The organism is Prochlorococcus marinus str. MIT 1214 (assembly GCF_027359355.1).
GTDB classification, from domain to species: Bacteria; Cyanobacteriota; Cyanobacteriia; order PCC-6307; family Cyanobiaceae; genus Prochlorococcus_B; species Prochlorococcus_B marinus_F.
In genome coordinates this window covers 1,428,978-1,446,018 of record NZ_CP114777.1, presented here as the reverse complement: position 1 = coordinate 1,446,018, position 17,041 = coordinate 1,428,978, and the positions used below count along the sequence as shown (strand labels likewise).

Sequence of the window (17,041 nt, the reverse complement as noted above, 5' to 3'; positions counted from 1 at the left end):
AGATAAGTAAAGAAGTCTGGCCATATTTTATAGAGGTAGTTTAAATATAGGGAGTTATAGATTTTAAATGTCCCCTGGAATCACTGAGCTTCAGTTGACTGACTCTAGTACAATTTTAATTCCTACAGATGCGATATTGATACTTTTTCTATTAATTCTTTTTACTTTACTAGGTTATTTGTTTCACCATACCCTAGACAATCAAACATATCAATTTGTTGAAAAAGTAGACGATAATTCAAATCATGCATTAGTCAAAGAAAAGCTAGAAGATCAATTAACTCTAGAGACAGCAAAAGTAAATCACGAGAAAATAGAAAAGCCAAGTATTAAAAAACTAAATTTCTTATCGCCTTCGAAATTTTTTGGGATTGGTAGTTTTGCGGTTGTAGCTATAGGAGGATCAAGTCTTTTAAGGATCCCATCTATCCAAAGTTCATATCAAGGAATGAAAACTAGTCAGGTCAATATCAAAACAGAAAATCAATCGGCGAAATCTTTATTATCAATAGCTAAGATAAAATCATCAAATCAATCTCTAACTAAAATCAAAAAGATTAATTATATTGATCCTTTATTATCATCGAATAAAAGTTCGAAAAATAATAATTTTTTACGGGTTAAAGAAAAACAAGTAGACGATTTTTTTTCTTTCTAATGGGTCGAATCTATCTAAGTTGACAATCAAATTCTAAGGCGTTAGAAATCGACTCAAAGAACTCTTCTAAGACCTCAATAGCCTTTAAACACACTACAAATCGTATGATATGAAACGCATCTCTAATATCAGACTTTAAGTTGTATAGTCGGCATTGATACTAACAATTGAGCAGGTTAGCAATAAGCATTCTTCAGATTATTTGCTATCACTAGATTCAGATCTATAGAAATAAATCACACTCACATCACACTTGCCCTAGATTTTAATCACACTAAAAAAAGAAGACACTATAAATTAGATGTCTACTAGTTTTCTTGGATTCGAATAAAGCAAGTCATCACACTCTCGTTAAACTTCTTATACAGGTTAATAATATTACATTGTTTAAAAGTCTATATTTGAATTAAATGTATGATAGAAAAAATAAATATTTTGATGAACGATATCAAACTCAATTTAGGATGTGGCGAAAAGAGATTTCCAGGCTATTTAAATGTAGATAAATTTGGGACCCCGGACCTTAAGCATGATCTAGAATCCTTTCCATGGCCATGGGAAGCTAATTCTGTATCAGAAATTGCACTAATACATGTACTTGAACATCTGGGAAAAGAAACAGAAGTATACTTTGGTATCTTCAAAGAGATGTATCGGGTATGTAAACATGGATCTAAAATTCAAATAATAGTTCCTCATTTTAGGCATCAATTTTTCTACGATGATCCTACTCATGTACGAGTCGTTACCCCTTTATCTTTAAAATTATTCTCCAAGAAACTAAATCAAAAATGGGTTAAGGAAGGAAAATCCAATAGTACTCTTGGATTATATCTAAATATAGATTTTGAATTAAAGAAAACACTAGTTAAACCTAGTCAAGACTGGTTTAGATTACATCCTGAACAAAATGTCGATCTTAAGTTACTTCAACAGGAGTCTTCGATATATAATAATTTAATTGAACAATATGATATGACTCTTGAGGTCATTAAAGATAACTAATTCCATCAACCAAATCCTGTCATCTCAGTAAAAAGAATTTTATTTTCTGCCGATTCCGAAAAACCTAAGAGAACTTCATATCGAGTTTCTGCACCCGTATTAAGTTGACCTAACCAATAGTTCAAACCACCTGTATCAGCGTCTCTACCTAGAACGTTCGGATAGAGAGTATTGACATAGGTTGAATCAGAAACGTTCTCTCCGTAGCGCTCCTTGAACTCTGCAGAAACTAAGAAAGAGGAAGCAACTGCTCTTTCATCATTCTCACCAGAACTATATTTGTCGATCCAATACTTCAATCCATCTGCATCGGGTAGGCGTTTGAATGCAGCGTTATACAAATGGATCTCAGTCAAGTAGTATAGTCGGCATTGATACAAACGTATCTCAATACTTCAGTGATAGCAGGGGTTTAGAGTGATCAAATTACCGTGACCAAAGTGTGCCCAGTCTCTCAAACCTCAGTATTCACCTTATTGTCATACCTCTAACTGTGACCAAAGTGTGCCCAATAAATAGATTTTTTATAATGACTATTATTTAATTTCTACTATCATCTCTTATCTAATAGATGCTATGGAATAATAGCAACCCAAGAGAAGGCAAGTCCTATACCTATCCAAATACCAGCCACCAAATTACGGCTATTAATATCAAACTTTTTGATCACTTTTTGAGATGTTGCTGTTACAACTAAAAGTAATGATCCTTGTGCAAGAAGAAGACCGAAAAAATAACCTATGAGAGGAGTCGGTTCAGCACCAACAATTGTGCTTCCAAGTAAATAGCCATGTAAAGCAAACATTGGCAATAGCCATTTTGAGCTCAAAAGATTTAGAACAATTAACCCCTCTATGGCTAAAGATAAAGACACAACTGCTTCTGCCCAGGCAGACATTACATCAGGCAATGGCTGCAACTGCACTAATGCACTGCCTAACAAGCCAACCACTAAAAGAGGGAACACCCATTGCTTCGTTTTTTTGATCCCAACAAGGGCGATGCCTAACATAAAAAGCAAATGATCAGGTCCAAGTAATGGATGCCCGAAACCACTAAGCAGAGCTTGCCAAGCTGACAGCCCAGCACTATCTCCCATACCAAAAGGATGATGAGCGAACACTGGACCAACTAAAAAAGTCAACAAAAACAAGAGTGGAAGAAAAGCTGCAAGAAATTGCTTACGCCCAAAATAGGAAAACGTCATAGATCGATCCTCGTCGAATTGTGAAATAAGGCGGGCGTTCTGACTGATATCGATGAATATCGATACTTCACAGCTGCGGGACAGTAGCGGATTTTCACCGCTTTTCCCCGTTACCTCCAATGGCTGTTTCCCCTTGGAACCTCAGTAATAACTGCACTAATTGTTCTTTGAGCAGAGAGTCTAAAAAGATAGATTTAAATCAAAGGTGAATAAAGTATGACCAAAAAATTAATCCCTACAATCAATTGGCATAACATAGATCAGGATTTACGTTGTGTAATCGCATTAATATTAATGATCTTTGCAAGGTGAACAAACGTCGCATTCTGAACATTCACAGGGACAAACACAGCCACATCCTGGACATACTTCTTCTTCATTTCCATTGGAAATAATTGCATAGCTTAAAACTCTATACTTAAAGAAATTTTTAATCATAGTAACTTTTATTTACATCTCTAACTATAATATAAGAAGAGCTAAAAGTCTATTATATCAAGGGATATAAAATTCTATGCCCATAGATAATTAAAATGATAATCATTTTTAAATTTCATAATTAAAGTACTTAGTTATTAATTATGTAAATGATAATCATTTTTATTTTCAGTTAATTAAAGATTCTATGCATTATTTAGAGCTATTAAAATCATTTTAAAAGTTTCTAAACTTCCTTATATCTGAGCTGTCAAATTCGTTTTTTATTGCTCCTTGTTGTTTACTGTCTAAGCAAGTTCTCTAAGAGTCTTACAATAAATCTTGAGAATACTTAAATCATTTCTGAAAAGATACGTTTAAATCAACTGTGACCAAAGTGTGACCAAAAAAATATTTACAATTATAATCAATTGATATGACTACATTTACGAGCTAAGTCGTGTAATCGGCATTGATACGCATATATGCACTTTTGATTATGAATCTTTTTATATACTCAATTATACCAATAGATTAGAGAAGCAGTTTTAGTCACAGCGTAGTCACAGTCCTGTTTCATTTTAGTCACAGTCCCTTCAAATTTTCCAAAATTGAAAACTAGATTCTAGTTATTGCAGTTCAGGTAGACGTATTGGAAAAGATTCACATACAACAAGAGATCACAATTAGATCACACTTTGGAAAAGATACGTAATTAACTTTGCAAACATAACAAAAGTATCAATACAGCATGATCATTGAATTGATACTCTATTGCTTAACGTAGGAGAGTGGGGTTTCATAGACCTATCAATTAAAGATGAACTCTTCATTCCCGACTGGGAGGAGGTCAACAATGAAAGTTGAAGTTTCTTGTTTCGTTGGAGGGATGGTCATCAAAGAAATAGTTCATGTAGATAAATTTGAAGATGCTGATAAGGTCGCAAAATCAAGAAATCCCTTTTGCAGAGTGGTTAATAGAAAGGTATTGATGAAATGAATAGGTAGCGACATGAGTCTTCCTCCGTATTTCATAGATAAAAAAAACAAAGAGGTTGTCTTTCACATCAAAGGTGGTCATCCCGTGACGATGGCAATTCCGACTTGGATGAAATCTTTCCCAGATCACTACAAGGGTGTTTCTTGTCGCTGTGAAGAAACCTTCTACAAGTTGAGGGCAAAAGTCAATGACTGAAAAAATAGATTGGAAACAAGAACTTCTTGATTCAGCAAAGTTCAATAAAAAACAAGAGAACCTATTAAAGAATGGTTCAAAGTCATTAACTGATAATTGGTTGCTTGGCGCTCTCTACATCAGATGGAAAAAATTAAAAGGCATTCGAGAACAACCTTCACCCGATTGCAGTTCAAGTTTTCAGGAGTGGAATAAAAAAATTGAAGATGCAGACTTATGCCAGTCTTGATAATTGGGTGGAGTATTTATGACAAACTCCCAGAGGAAGAGCAAAAAGAGTTTGTATTAGTAGAGCGATATAGAACTGATTATTTTTATGAGTGCTATGAGTATGAAAATGCGAAGGGGAACAAGAATTACGAATGGAGTGATCGATGCTTCAAGAATCAAGAGGAATTATTGGAGTTCTTCGGTTATGAAATGATCGAAGACTTAAATGCAGATGCTATTTATGCAAGAAGAGTAAAAACGTTTACTGATGAGGATAAAAAGGAGTTGATGAAATTCAGTGATGCTGGTAATCAAATTAAAGTAATGGGAGCAAACTAATCACACTCTTTCTAAAAATAATCACAGTCTGGTCACAATCGTAAATTATGATTACGAAATCGTCTTATTTTCTAGTTTTTGCAATGGATTTGCGTTGTCACAGTTTCTAGGTAGTGTAATCGCTATTGATACGAACATATTTATCAGATAAATCACATCCCCAAGCAGTAGCCGAACCTTTTCCTATTCCTATCCTTAAGCTGATCCTGATAATATCATCGATCAAATATTCACCTTTTAATCTTGATTGCATAAAGTTACTTACTATTTGTCTATCAAAGTCATGAGGTGTTCCATTAGAAAATATTTCATAAGGTCCAATCCATAATTGGACATCCTTGAGATTAAAAGCAATGCCTGCTCGACCAAGTGCAGCAATAATTCTTCCCCAATTAGGATCAGAGCCATGAACTGCCGTTTTCACCAAAGAGGATGAAGCAATTGTACGAGCTATTGCATGAGCATCTAAATCACTAGGAGCACCCTCAACCTTTACCTCAAGCAAACAATTCGCCCCTTCTCCATCCCTTGCAATTGCTTTAGCCAAGTATTGGGCTGTTAAATGCAGTCCCTCTTCAAGAGTTGGTAAATACCTTGGGTCTAATTTTGGTCCAGAAGAAAAAGCCAAAAAAGTGTCATTTGTACTCGTATCTCCATCAACTGTAATGGCATTGAAAGATGATTCTGCAACTCGCTTAATCATATCCGACCATAAAATATGATCTATCCCTGCATCGCACGTAATATAACTCAACATTGTTGCCATTGAAGGATGAATCATGCCTGAGCCTTTAGCCATTCCTCCAATAGATATTCGTCTTCCTCCTAAAACTGCTTGATATGCAATTTGCTTGACCTGAAGATCGGTTGTCAAGATTGCTTTTGCTGCATCCAAGTAGGCCTCCTTATCTAAACTGTTTATAAGATGATCTAAATGACTATTAACCTTTTCAACAGGTATTGGCTCACCAATCACACCCGTGGAACATATCAAAACTTCTTCATTAGATAATCCCAAGCGTTGAGCAAGCTCATGTGTAATAATTTCACTATCAATTTTACCTTGACTACCTGTACAAGCATTTGCCTGTCCAGAGTTGATAACTACAGCACGTATTTTTCCCTCAGATGCCTTGATTCGATTAATACATAGATCCACGCAATAAGCACGAGTGACAGATTGAGTAAATGTCCCACTGCAACAAGCACCATTAGGTGCATATAGCAAAGCAAGATCTTTCTTCCCAGAAGGCTTCAATCCTGCGGAAATGCCAGCTGCTAAAAAACCATCAGGGGTAGTAATACCACCAGATATTGGAGACCATACAGAAGATGTCAACAGACTCAAATTCAGAAGAGCATTTTTCACTTACTATCAATATTAATGATTGACCAAAAACAAACCAACAAACTTTGTCTTCGATGGAAAGGGAAGCAAAGAAGAATAGGTATCACTGGAGGTATTGCCAGTGGTAAAACAATCATTGGAGATTTTCTATTTCAAGCCAAGCAATGGCCTATTGTAGACGCTGACTTATATGCTCATGAAGCATTAAAAGCTGAAAGTCAAATAGCGAAAAAAGTCTTATTAAGATATGGAACTAAAATCATTAAAAATTCAAGTAAAAATGATCAAGTTATTAATCGCAAAGCATTAGCCAAAATAGTTTTTCAAAATGATATTGAAAAAAATTGGCTAGAGGGAATAATTCATCCATACGTAACCAAAAGAATTAAAAAAGAATTAGAAAAATTGAAATCAAATTCTATAGTAATTTTGATTATTCCACTCCTATTTGAAAAAAATTATACTGGTTTATGTAGTGAAATTTGTTACATAGATTGCTCTAGAAGCATGCAATTAAAACGACTTCAGTCGAGAGATCAATTAAGTCTTGAAGAAGCTAATCAAAGAATTGATGCGCAATGGGACAACGCTTTAAAAAAACAATTTGCAGATCATATAATTAATAATTCTAATAATGATGAGACATGGAAAATGCAGTTAAAAAAATTATATAATTTCTAACCTTGTAACTTTTTATTTAGCATTTGATTAGCGAGTTTTGGATCCGCTTTCCCTTTTGTTTCCTTCATTAATTGACCCACAAAAAAACCTAACAATTTCTTCTTCCCAGCTCTAAAAGATTCAACCTCATTAGGGTGACTAAGGATCAATTGATCAATAATTGCCTCAATAACTTTTGGATCACCAATCATACCTAAACCACGTTCTTTGACTAATTGCTTTGGAGAACCACCTTTACTTAAAAGTTCAGGCAAAATTTCTTTAGCAATTTTTCCACTTATTTCTCCTGCATCAATCATTTTCAACATTTCTGCTAATTCATTTGGCTGAAAAGATAATTGATCAAATGATAATCTATTAGATTTAATAAATGCTGCTATATCTCCAGTTATCCAATTTGCAGAAGATTTTGCTGTTCCACCTTCATTAACAACTTTTTCAAAATATTTAGCCATTGAAGATTCATCAGTCAAAACTCGTGCATCATAAATAGAGAGGCCAAGTTCTGCTGCGTATCTATTTCTTTTTGCAGCTGGCAATTCTGGTAATTCTGAGCGCCATTTTTCTTTTAAAGCATGACTTACTTCAATCGGACCTAAATCAGGATCAGGAAAATAACGATAATCGCTACTACCTTCTTTTGATCTCATACTTTTAGTCAGTTGCTTACCTTCGTCCCATAACCTCGTTTCTTGTTTTACTTCTTCTCCAGATTCATAAGCTTTAATTTGCCGCTTAATTTCATATTCACAAGCTTTCTGAATAGCTGAAAATGAATTCATATTTTTTATTTCTACTTTTGTACCAAATGGATCATTAACAGTTGGTCTAACTGAAATATTCACATCACAGCGCAAAGACCCCTCCTGCATATTTCCATCAGATACTCCCAAATAACGCATAATTCTTCTAATTTCAGCTGCATACTCCGCAGCCTCTCTTCCTGTTCTGAGATCGGGTTTACTAACTATTTCAGCTAGTGCTACGCCTGCTCTGTTGTAATCCACCAAAGAATGGGTGGAACCTGACAATTGATCACTACCTGCATGAACAAGTTTTCCAGCATCCTCTTCCATATGTAATCTTTCAATACCTATTTTTTTGACATAAGTTTCTTTGCCTTTTTCGGCTACTTCTACCTCTATCCAACCATCTTCTGCAATAGGTTCATCAAATTGAGATATTTGATAATTTTTTGGTAAGTCTGGATAAAAATATTGCTTTCTATCAAATTTACTGTGAGAGGCAATGTTTAAATTTAAAGCCATCGCTGCTTTTACTGCATATTCCAAAACCTTTTTATTCAGCACTGGCAAAGTGCCTGGTAAGCCACATACCACTGGGTCGATATGAGTATTTGGATCGTCACCAAAGTTGGTTGATGCACTAGTAAATATTTTGCTCTTAGTCCCCAACTGCACATGCGTCTCTAATCCGATTACAACTTCCCAAGAAACATTTGATTCTGACATTAATTTGACCTAGATATATGAATCTTATGCAAGAAAAGCTCAGTCATGGAAGCTAACGTAATCTAAAACATTGAAAATAACATTTTCCAAATCCAAGCAATGGGTATCTTAAATGAAAAACCATTGTTAATCCTCGGAGGAGGATTAATGGGTCTTGCAATAGCCCATGAACTTGCTCAAAAAGGCAAACGCGTAGAAATTTTAAGTAGAAGCAGAAGTGAAGCAGCAGGGTTTGTTGCAGCTGGAATGCTAGCCCCTCACGCTGAGGGACTTAAAGATGAGCTTTTAAATCTTGGTCAAAGTAGTCTTCAAAGACACCCGAGATGGATAGAAAGCATTGAGTCAAATAGCAAAATGTCATGTGGTCTGAAAACTTGTGGGATTGTTGTCCCATTTGCAAACCTAAAAGACTGTGAATCCTACCCAACATATAAATTTGGTGAAAAGCTAAACAGAGATGAGCTCCTTAAAGAAGTTCCAGGACTCTCAGAAAAATGGAAATTAGGTTTACTTTTTAGACAGGACGGTCAAATCGATAATCGAAGACTATTAATGAGAGCACTTGAAAAAGCTTGTGTTGAATTAGGTGTTCATTTTCAAGAAGGAGTTGAAGTGATTGAAATAATGAAAGATTCAAATAAATTTCATGGGGTCAAAATTAAAGACATTAATGGAAATATCAATCATTTAAAGAGCGAAGAGGCAGTTCTCTGCTGTGGAGCCTGGAGCAAAGAAATATTTAAAACACTCCCTATTTTTCCTGTTAAAGGCCAGATGTTATCTATTCAGGGACCTAAACAGATTCTAAAAAGAATTATTTTTGGACCTGGCATTTACTTAGTGCCAAGAGATGACGGTCTAATAATCGTAGGGGCAACTAGTGAGCGTGAGGCAGGCTTCCAAAAAGGTCTTACTCCAAAAGGACAATGCGAGCTACAAAAAGGAATACAATCTCTTATTCCTGAACTTAATCAATTACCTCATATGGAGAGATGGTGGGGTTTTCGTCCATGCACACCGGACGAAGGACCTTTACTTGGAATGTCATCCATTCATGGACTGTGGCTTGCTACTGGGCATCATCGCAATGGAGTTCTGTTGGCGGCGATAACTGCAGAATTAATTGGAAAATCAATTTGCTCTATCCAGTTGAGTAATGAAGAAAGTAGTTTTTTGTCCCAATTCAGATGGGACAGATTTTAAAAACCACGAAAAAATGATTGTGAAGTTCAAAATAATTTATTCAACTCTCCATGATTGATCTGATGGAGTCCAATCAACAAGTTCATTTTTCTGGAACCATAGATCAATTTCAAATACTGCTGTATCAGTACCATCAGAACCATGAATGACATTACGACCAATGTTCACAGCTAAATCACCTCTAATAGTTCCAGGTTCTGCCTCAAGAGGCTTTGTTGCTCCAATCAATTTTCTCGCACTTGCAATCACACCTTCACCCTCCCAAACCATCGCTACAACTGGTCCACTTGTTATGAAATCAACCAAACCTGAAAAGAAAGGACGATCTTTGTGAACACCGTAGTGTTTTTCCGCAAGTTCTTTGCTTGGTGTTAGTTGCTTTAGGCCTACTAATTTGAATCCTTTGGTTTCAAAACGACCAATAATCTCCGCGATTAAACCTCTTTGCACACCATCTGGCTTGATAGCAACAAAAGTTCTTTCCAAAGTCATTGCGATATTCAATAATATGAAGCCATAGTCTTCCTAAAACTACCCTCTTGGCAAGTAAAACATGACACTTAATAAAACTGTTCTTAGATTGAATTGTATTAATGGTGCATGATCAAAACTTGGCAACTTTGTTATCGCATAAATGGCTGTGAAAAATCCTAATCAATCTCTCTCTTGGACTATTCAAAACAGCTCAGAACTCTATGGGATTGATCGATGGGGAAAGGGTTATTTCACAATCAATGAAAAAGGCAATATTAGTATTTGTCCTAACGGTTCCAACCAAAAATCTCATGATTTAATGGAACTCTTAGATGAACTCGAAAGTCGAAAACTAAAATTTCCTCTGTTAATAAGATTTGACGATATTCTCGAAGACTGCTTAAAAAACTTACATAAAGCGTTTGAAAAAGCTATTAATGACTATCAATATCAAGGAAAATACCAAGGTGTATTTCCAATCAAATGTAATCAACAGCGTCACGTAATTGAAGAATTAATCACCTGTGGTTCCAAATGGAATTTTGGCTTAGAAGCTGGAAGCAAACCAGAGTTACTAATTGCTTTATCAATCCTAGAAGATCCTCAGGCTTTACTCATATGTAATGGCTATAAAGATCAACGTTATATTGAAACAGCTATTTTAGCACGTCAGCTTGGACGTCAACCTATAGTAGTGATAGAACAAGCAAGTGATATTGATCTTATAATCAAATCTAGTAATTTACTGGGAGCATCTCCACTCATAGGAATACGAGCCAAACTATCAAGTCAAAGCAGTGGAAGATGGAGTAGCTCAATTGGTGACAAGTCGAAATTTGGACTTTCAATTCCAGAAATATTGAAAGCAATCAAAAGGTTAAAAGAAGCAAATCTTCTCAATGAATTAAAACTTTTACATTTTCATCTAGGGAGTCAAATTAATGATATAGGTGTTTTAAAAGATGCCTTACAAGAAGCAGGACAAATTTATGCCGAATTAATTAATCTTGGGTCACCTATGGGATACTTAGATGTTGGAGGTGGTTTAGGAATTGATTACGATGGCAGTCAAACTGCCTCAATAGCATCTACTAACTATTCACTTCAAAATTATGCAAATGATGTAGTAGCAACAATTAAAGAATGTTGTGAGTCAAAAAAGATACCACTACCCACTTTAATTACAGAGAGTGGAAGAGCTATTGCTAGTCACTTTTCAATCTTAATCTTCAATATTTTAGGCAAAAATTCGTTACCTTCTGACATTCCTAAAGAAGACGAAAAAGAATGTCTCTCTGTCAGAAATTTACGTGAAACATTAGTCCATATAAATTCTCTAGAACTTAAACAAGAAGAAGATTTAGCCAAACTACAAGAAGCATGGAATGATTCTCTTAAATTTAAAGCAGATGCGCTAGCGGCTTTTCGACTCGGTTATATAGATTTAGTTGAACGTGCAAAAGCTGAGCAGTTGACATGGGCCTGTGCAAAAACAATAGTTAATCAGTTACCAAAAAACATACTTCTACCTAAAGAACTAAAGAAACTAAGTGAAAGCTTAGCCGTAACGTATTACGCAAATCTCTCCGTATTTAGATCGGCTCCAGACACTTGGGCCATTGATCAAGTTTTTCCAATTATGCCAATCCATCGGCTTAGCAAAGAACCGGACAAACTTGGTCACTTTGCAGATTTAACATGCGATTCAGATGGAAAGCTTGACCAATTTATTGATAATGGAAAAATTAAAAATTTGCTACCTCTTCATGAATTTAATCAAGACGAAAAATATCTAATTGGTCTTTTCTTAGGTGGCGCCTATCAAGAAGTAATGGGAAATCTACATAATTTATTTGGGAGTACTAATGCAGTCCATATAAGATTTACAGAAAAAGGGAAATATAAAGTTGAACATGTCATTCGTGGGAATACAAAATCAAATGTTCTTGAATATTTAGAACATGATCCAGAAATATTATTAGAGCGATTAAGAAAATCAAGCGAATTAGCTATTCAATGCGGGCATCTAAAAATCCATGATGCACAAAAACTAATAGAGCATGTAGAAGCAAGCCTCCGTCAAAGTACTTACCTACAGAGCTAAATCAAGACAATTGTTGAATCAAATCCTCATTAGCTTTTTCTAAAGCTAGATCCAACGATTGAGGTTGACTACCACCAGCTTGGGCGAGATTTGGACGACCACCACCACCACCACCACACATTTTTGCAACCCCACTTATAAATTTGCCTGCATGTAAACCATCTGAGACTAAATCAGGAGAAAATGCAGCAACAAAAACTAATTTATTACCGATCTCCTGATTTGGAATCCCTCCAAAAACAACAGCAGAGTACTTGCCTAAATGATCTATCAAACTTGAAGCCGCAGATTGCAAGCCAGATCCGTCAACTCCATCTAAACGTCTAATTAATAATTTACTCTTACCAACAGATTTTGCATAGCTCGCCAAACCCAATGCCTTCGCTAAAGCGAGTTCATTTTTTACTTTGATAAGTTCTTTTGTTTTATCTTTCAATTCCAGTTGAAGAGATGAAACTCTCTCAACAATTTCATATGATTGAACCTTGAATGATTTACTTAACTCCTGAACTACCGAATCACGTTCATTAAAATAATCTAAAACTGATGGACCAGCTATAGCCTCTATTCGTCTGATCCCTGAAGCAATACCTGTCTCATTAATAATCTTAAACGTACCGAGTTGTGACGTGCGAGTTACATGGGTTCCTCCACATAACTCCATAGAAACGCCTGGAACATTCACAACACGTACCACATCACCATATTTTTCACCAAACATTGCTAAAGCGCCAGCCGCCATAGCTTCCTTAATTGGCATTGTTTTAATTTGAATTGGATGATCTTCATTAATCCATTGATTTATTCTTACTTCCATATCTTGAAGTTCTTGTATTGTCAAAGGTTTTGGAGCATTAAAATCAAATCTCAATCGATCATTTGAAACTAACGAACCTCTTTGACTTACACTTGAGTCAATCAATAACTTTAAGGCTGATTGCAATAGATGTGTAGCGGTATGATTTGATGTAGTTCTTTGACGAAAAGATGGAGTAACATTCATCTGAACCGATGAGTCAACTGTTAGAACTCCAGAGTTAACAATTCCAGTATGAATAAAAATATTCTTCTTTTTTCTAACGTTTTCCACAAATACCTCAAGATTATGAGACGTTAATAAACCTTTATCTCCAATTTGACCACCCGACTCAGCATAAAAAGGCGTTCTATTAACAATAATCTTGACTAAATCACCCTCAACAGCTTGTTTCACTAATTCATTATTTTTAAAAATGCCTATCACTTTTGAAGTACTTTGTAATACCTCATAACCATCAAATATTGTTGCATCAAATAAAGAAATTTCTCTTTCAATAGAACCTTCTTCAGTTAAATCAATGCTCACAGAGGCATCTTTTGCACGTTGACGTTGCTTTGCCATCTCGTTTTCAAAACCAGTAATATCAACCGAAATACCTTTTTCATTCGCGATCTCTTCTGTTAATTCTAAAGGAAAACCATACGTATCATAAAGCTCAAATGCCTGTGCACCAGAGATAACATCACATTCATGAGCTGTTATCTCTGCTAAAAGTTTCTCTCCACGTTCAAGAGTTTCAAGGAAACGAGATTCTTCTATTTTTAACTCATTAAGAATAATTTTCTTTTTCTCAATTAATTGAGGATAAGCATTGTTCATCAACTCAATAGCATCTTCAGCCAGCTGAGGTAAAAATGGCTGATTAATACCTACCAATCGACCATGTCGAATCATACGTCTTATTAGACGACGAAGAATATAGCCTCGCCCTAGATTACTAGCAGTTACACCATCACAAATTAAATGAGTGACAGCTCTGCAATGATCTCCAATAATTTTTAACGATGTTTTATTTTTTATATTTGTAGTTTCATAATTGATTTGAGCTAATAAAGCCGCTGACTCAATGAGAGGAAATATAAGATCCGTTTCGTAATTATTAGATTTTTTTTGCAAAATTTGAGCCATTCTTTCTAAGCCCATTCCTGTATCAATATGACAATTTGCCAATGGTTGAAGATTGCCCTTTAAATCACGGTTGTATTGCATAAAAACCAAATTATAAAATTCTATAAATCGACTATCATCTTCAAGGTCTATTCCATCACTTCCTAATTCCGGTTTAAAATCAAAATAAAGTTCCGAACATGGGCCACAAGGTCCTGTAACACCAGATGACCAGAAATTATCAGAAGCACCCATTCTGATGATTCTTTTTTCATCAACCCCAATCACCTCTTTCCATATTTTTTCTGCTTCTAAGTCTTCTTCAAAAACGCTAATAACTATATTCTGTGGATTTAGTCTAAAAACCTCAGTAGTTAATTCCCAGGCCCATTGAATTGCCTCTTTTTTAAAATAGTCACCAAAAGAAAAATTACCTAGCATCTCAAAAAAAGTATGATGCCTCGCAGTTCTCCCTACATTTTCAATATCATTTGTTCTTATACATTTTTGACTGGATGTTGCTCTCGGAGTAGAAGACTCTTTTAATCCTAAGAAGATAGGCTTAAAAGGTAACATCCCCGCAATTGTCAATAAAACTGTTGGATCATCTGGAATCAAAGATGAACTTGCAAGTTTCTTATGATTATGTTGGGTAAAAAAATTTATAAATGCTTCTCTTATCTCATCTCCCGAAAGGAATGGTGGATTCATTGCAGAGGAAGAATTTTTTTGCATACCTAAAAATTATCTCTAAAAAGGTTTTTGAAAACAATCACAAAAACGTCAAATGTGCTCAACTCACCCTAAACAATAACAAAATGGAAACCCGTGAGACTTCGAAAGACAAAATATTCAAAAAAATCATTCTAGAAGCTTGCTTATTGCAAACAAATACTATTTACGGGAAGCAGTATCCCACTTACAAACCTCAATATCCTATTATGGTTAAAGTAACTAGGTATTTTCACTTAGCGACCTGATTTCTTTCAGCCTTCAGGTTTCCTCAAATTAATGGCTTTAGGAACATGATTTTTACTGAATCGACAGCTTTAGAAAATCAGAAAAGTGATATTCCTAAGCTTTCACTGCAATATGAACAAATTGCTGCTGATACAAACACTTTAAGGTCCTTGGATTGGGATCGAAGCAGATTTGATATTGAATTTGGCCTTCGAAATGGGACAACGTACAATAGCTTTTTAATAAGAGGCAAAAAAACTGCACTTATCGATACAAGCCATTTAAAGTTTAAAGATATTTGGTTTGAAAAACTAAGACTAGAAATCAATCCAACAGAAATTGATTATTTAATAGTCAGCCACACAGAGCCAGATCATTCAGGACTCATTAAATACTTAATTGCATTAAACCCAAATATTGAAATCGTCGCATCTAAAGTAGCTATAAAATTCCTAGAAGATCAAATTCATCAACCTTTTAGGTCAAGAGCAGTCAAAAGTGGAGAGGAACTCAATTTAGAAATTAATTCAATTAGCGGAATCGAGCATAAAATTGAATTTATTAGTGCACCAAATCTACACTGGCCAGATACTATTTTTTCTTTTGATCATGGTACACAAGTTTTATATACGTGTGATGCGTTTGGTTTGCATTATTGCTCAGAAAAATTGTATGACGAAAATCCAAGCTTATTAAATGAAGATTTTCGATTTTATTACGACTGCCTCATGGGTCCTAATGCCCGCAGCGTAGTTCAGGCATTAAAAAAAATTGATACATTGCCAACTATCAATACTATTGGTGTTGGACATGGACCAATCCTTAATTTTAATACGCAGTTATGGCTGAATAATTATAGAGAATGGAGTAAGCAAAGAAGTACAGGCGAAAATTACGCTGTGGTTTGCTATCTCAGTCAATATGGTTTTTGTGATCGGCTTAGTCAAGCAATTGCTCATGGCATAGGCAAGGCAAATGCTCAAGTCCAATTAGTTGATCTTATTGCTTCAGACACTCAAGAATTAAGTGCTCTAATTAGCGACGCAAGTGCAGTTGTTGTACCAACTTGGCCTATCGAATCTGATTCAGAATTGCAAAGCAATATTGGAACCCTACTTGCATCCTTAAAACAAAAGCAGTGGGTAGCGACTTATGACTCCTATGGCGGAAATGAAGAGCCTATTGACTTTATTACCAACCAATTAAGAAAGCTCGGACAAAAAGAAGCTTTTAAACCCCTTAGAGTTCGTGACGAACCAAACAAAAGTGTTTATCAACAATTTGAAGAAGCTGGTACAGATTTAGGTCAAATTCTTACTAGAAAGAAAAATTTAGCTGCTACTAAAAGCCTTGATGGAGACTTAAATAAAGCACTTGGTTGCTTAAGCGGTGGACTCTACATTGTCACAGCAAAAGACAGTGAAGGTGCCGACAGTCGTAACGGTGCGATGGTTGCAAGTTGGGTTAGTCAAGCAAGTTTTGAACCCCCTGGAATAACCGTAGCTGTAGCTAAAGACAGAGCCATTGAATCACTATTACAAGTCAATGATCGTTTTGTTCTCAATATCCTTCAAGAAAATAACTATTTGCACCTCTTCAGACACTTTTTAAAACGTTTTCCACCAGGTGCTAATCGCTTTGAAGGAGTTGAATTAATGAACGATCTTGCAGCTGGGGGACCAGTTCTATCTGATGCATTAGCGTTCCTTTCATGTAAAGTTATTCAAAGAATGGAGACAACAGATCATTGGATCATTTATTCATCAGTCGAAAAAGGTAATTTATCTAATACTCAAAGTAAAACAGCAGTTCATCACAGAAGAGTTGGTAGCAACTATTAA

General features: G+C 35.4%; 16 protein-coding genes and 1 riboswitch. Of the genes, 10 read left to right on the top strand and 6 right to left on the bottom strand.

Annotated features, from left to right (window positions below):
• The first annotated feature begins 67 nt into the window (after positions 1-67).
• Complete coding sequence (locus O5639_RS07945; protein WP_269624012.1) at positions 68-658, top strand: hypothetical protein; 591 nt, start codon at positions 68-70, stop codon at positions 656-658.
• A 438-nt stretch (positions 659-1,096) separates the two neighbouring features.
• Positions 1,097-1,663: a class I SAM-dependent methyltransferase gene (locus O5639_RS07940; RefSeq protein WP_269624011.1), complete on the top strand. Its 567-nt coding sequence runs from the start codon at positions 1,097-1,099 to the stop codon at positions 1,661-1,663.
• Between the two features lie 5 nt (positions 1,664-1,668).
• On the opposite strand, the gene O5639_RS07935 is transcribed toward O5639_RS07940, so the two are convergent.
• Both O5639_RS07935 and O5639_RS07930 read right to left on the bottom strand, forming a co-directional pair.
• Positions 1,669-2,019: a DUF4214 domain-containing protein gene (locus tag O5639_RS07935; protein ID WP_269624010.1), complete on the bottom strand. Its 351-nt coding sequence runs from the start codon at positions 2,017-2,019 to the stop codon at positions 1,669-1,671.
• Positions 2,020-2,237: 218 nt separating this feature from the next.
• Positions 2,238-2,870 carry a HupE/UreJ family protein gene (locus O5639_RS07930; protein WP_269624009.1) on the bottom strand — a complete coding sequence of 211 codons (633 nt, stop codon included), beginning with the start codon at positions 2,868-2,870 and terminating at the stop codon, positions 2,238-2,240.
• 11 nt (positions 2,871-2,881) lie between these two features.
• Positions 2,882-3,029: riboswitch (cobalamin riboswitch) on the bottom strand.
• A gap of 1,078 nt (positions 3,030-4,107) precedes the next feature.
• Here O5639_RS07930 and O5639_RS07925 point away from each other — a divergent pair.
• The 4 genes from O5639_RS07925 to O5639_RS07910 are packed head-to-tail and all read left to right on the top strand — an operon-like array spanning position 4,108 to position 5,031.
• On the top strand, positions 4,108-4,287 hold the full coding sequence (locus O5639_RS07925; protein WP_269624008.1) for a hypothetical protein: 180 nt from the start codon (positions 4,108-4,110) through the stop codon (positions 4,285-4,287).
• 12 nt (positions 4,288-4,299) lie between these two features.
• Positions 4,300-4,482, top strand: coding sequence for a hypothetical protein (locus O5639_RS07920; RefSeq protein ID WP_269624007.1), 183 nt, complete (start codon positions 4,300-4,302; stop codon positions 4,480-4,482).
• The gene (locus tag O5639_RS07915; RefSeq protein ID WP_269624006.1) at positions 4,475-4,711 is read left to right on the top strand and encodes a hypothetical protein; all 237 of its coding nucleotides are present in this window, start codon (positions 4,475-4,477) and stop codon (positions 4,709-4,711) included. Before O5639_RS07920 ends, O5639_RS07915 begins: the two co-directional genes overlap by 8 nt.
• Entirely contained in the window at positions 4,699-5,031 is a 333-nt protein-coding gene (locus O5639_RS07910) for a hypothetical protein (protein ID WP_269624005.1), read from the top strand. The genes O5639_RS07915 and O5639_RS07910 overlap by 13 nt, the downstream gene beginning before the upstream one ends.
• Positions 5,032-5,137: 106 nt before the next feature.
• Here O5639_RS07910 and argJ read toward each other — a convergent pair whose 3' ends face one another.
• The gene (argJ, locus tag O5639_RS07905) at positions 5,138-6,400 is read right to left on the bottom strand and encodes a bifunctional glutamate N-acetyltransferase/amino-acid acetyltransferase ArgJ (protein WP_269624004.1); all 1,263 of its coding nucleotides are present in this window, start codon (positions 6,398-6,400) and stop codon (positions 5,138-5,140) included.
• A gap of 15 nt (positions 6,401-6,415) precedes the next feature.
• Between argJ and coaE the strand changes: the two genes are divergently transcribed.
• The gene (gene coaE / locus O5639_RS07900) at positions 6,416-7,060 is read left to right on the top strand and encodes a dephospho-CoA kinase (protein WP_269624003.1); all 645 of its coding nucleotides are present in this window, start codon (positions 6,416-6,418) and stop codon (positions 7,058-7,060) included.
• Here coaE and gatB read toward each other — a convergent pair.
• Positions 7,057-8,532, bottom strand: coding sequence for an Asp-tRNA(Asn)/Glu-tRNA(Gln) amidotransferase subunit GatB (gatB, locus tag O5639_RS07895; protein ID WP_269624002.1), 1,476 nt, complete (start codon positions 8,530-8,532; stop codon positions 7,057-7,059). The two genes, coaE and gatB, sit on opposite strands and share 4 nt — an antisense overlap.
• A gap of 99 nt (positions 8,533-8,631) precedes the next feature.
• On the opposite strand from gatB, the gene thiO reads away from it, so the two are divergent.
• Positions 8,632-9,735: a glycine oxidase ThiO gene (gene thiO / locus O5639_RS07890; RefSeq protein ID WP_269624001.1), complete on the top strand. Its 1,104-nt coding sequence runs from the start codon at positions 8,632-8,634 to the stop codon at positions 9,733-9,735.
• A 36-nt stretch (positions 9,736-9,771) separates the two neighbouring features.
• On the opposite strand, the gene ndk is transcribed toward thiO, so the two are convergent.
• Positions 9,772-10,227: a nucleoside-diphosphate kinase gene (ndk, locus tag O5639_RS07885; RefSeq protein ID WP_269624000.1), complete on the bottom strand. Its 456-nt coding sequence runs from the start codon at positions 10,225-10,227 to the stop codon at positions 9,772-9,774.
• Positions 10,228-10,369: 142 nt separating this feature from the next.
• Here ndk and speA point away from each other — a divergent pair, with 142 nt between their 5' ends.
• The gene (gene speA / locus O5639_RS07880) at positions 10,370-12,313 is read left to right on the top strand and encodes a biosynthetic arginine decarboxylase (protein ID WP_269623999.1); all 1,944 of its coding nucleotides are present in this window, start codon (positions 10,370-10,372) and stop codon (positions 12,311-12,313) included.
• A 1-nt stretch (position 12,314) separates the two neighbouring features.
• Here speA and alaS read toward each other — a convergent pair whose 3' ends face one another.
• Positions 12,315-14,975: an alanine--tRNA ligase gene (gene alaS, locus O5639_RS07875; RefSeq protein ID WP_269623998.1), complete on the bottom strand. Its 2,661-nt coding sequence runs from the start codon at positions 14,973-14,975 to the stop codon at positions 12,315-12,317.
• A gap of 290 nt (positions 14,976-15,265) precedes the next feature.
• Between alaS and O5639_RS07870 the strand changes: the two genes are divergently transcribed.
• A complete protein-coding gene (locus O5639_RS07870; RefSeq protein WP_269623997.1) occupies positions 15,266-17,041 on the top strand; it encodes a diflavin flavoprotein in 1,776 nt (591 codons plus the stop codon).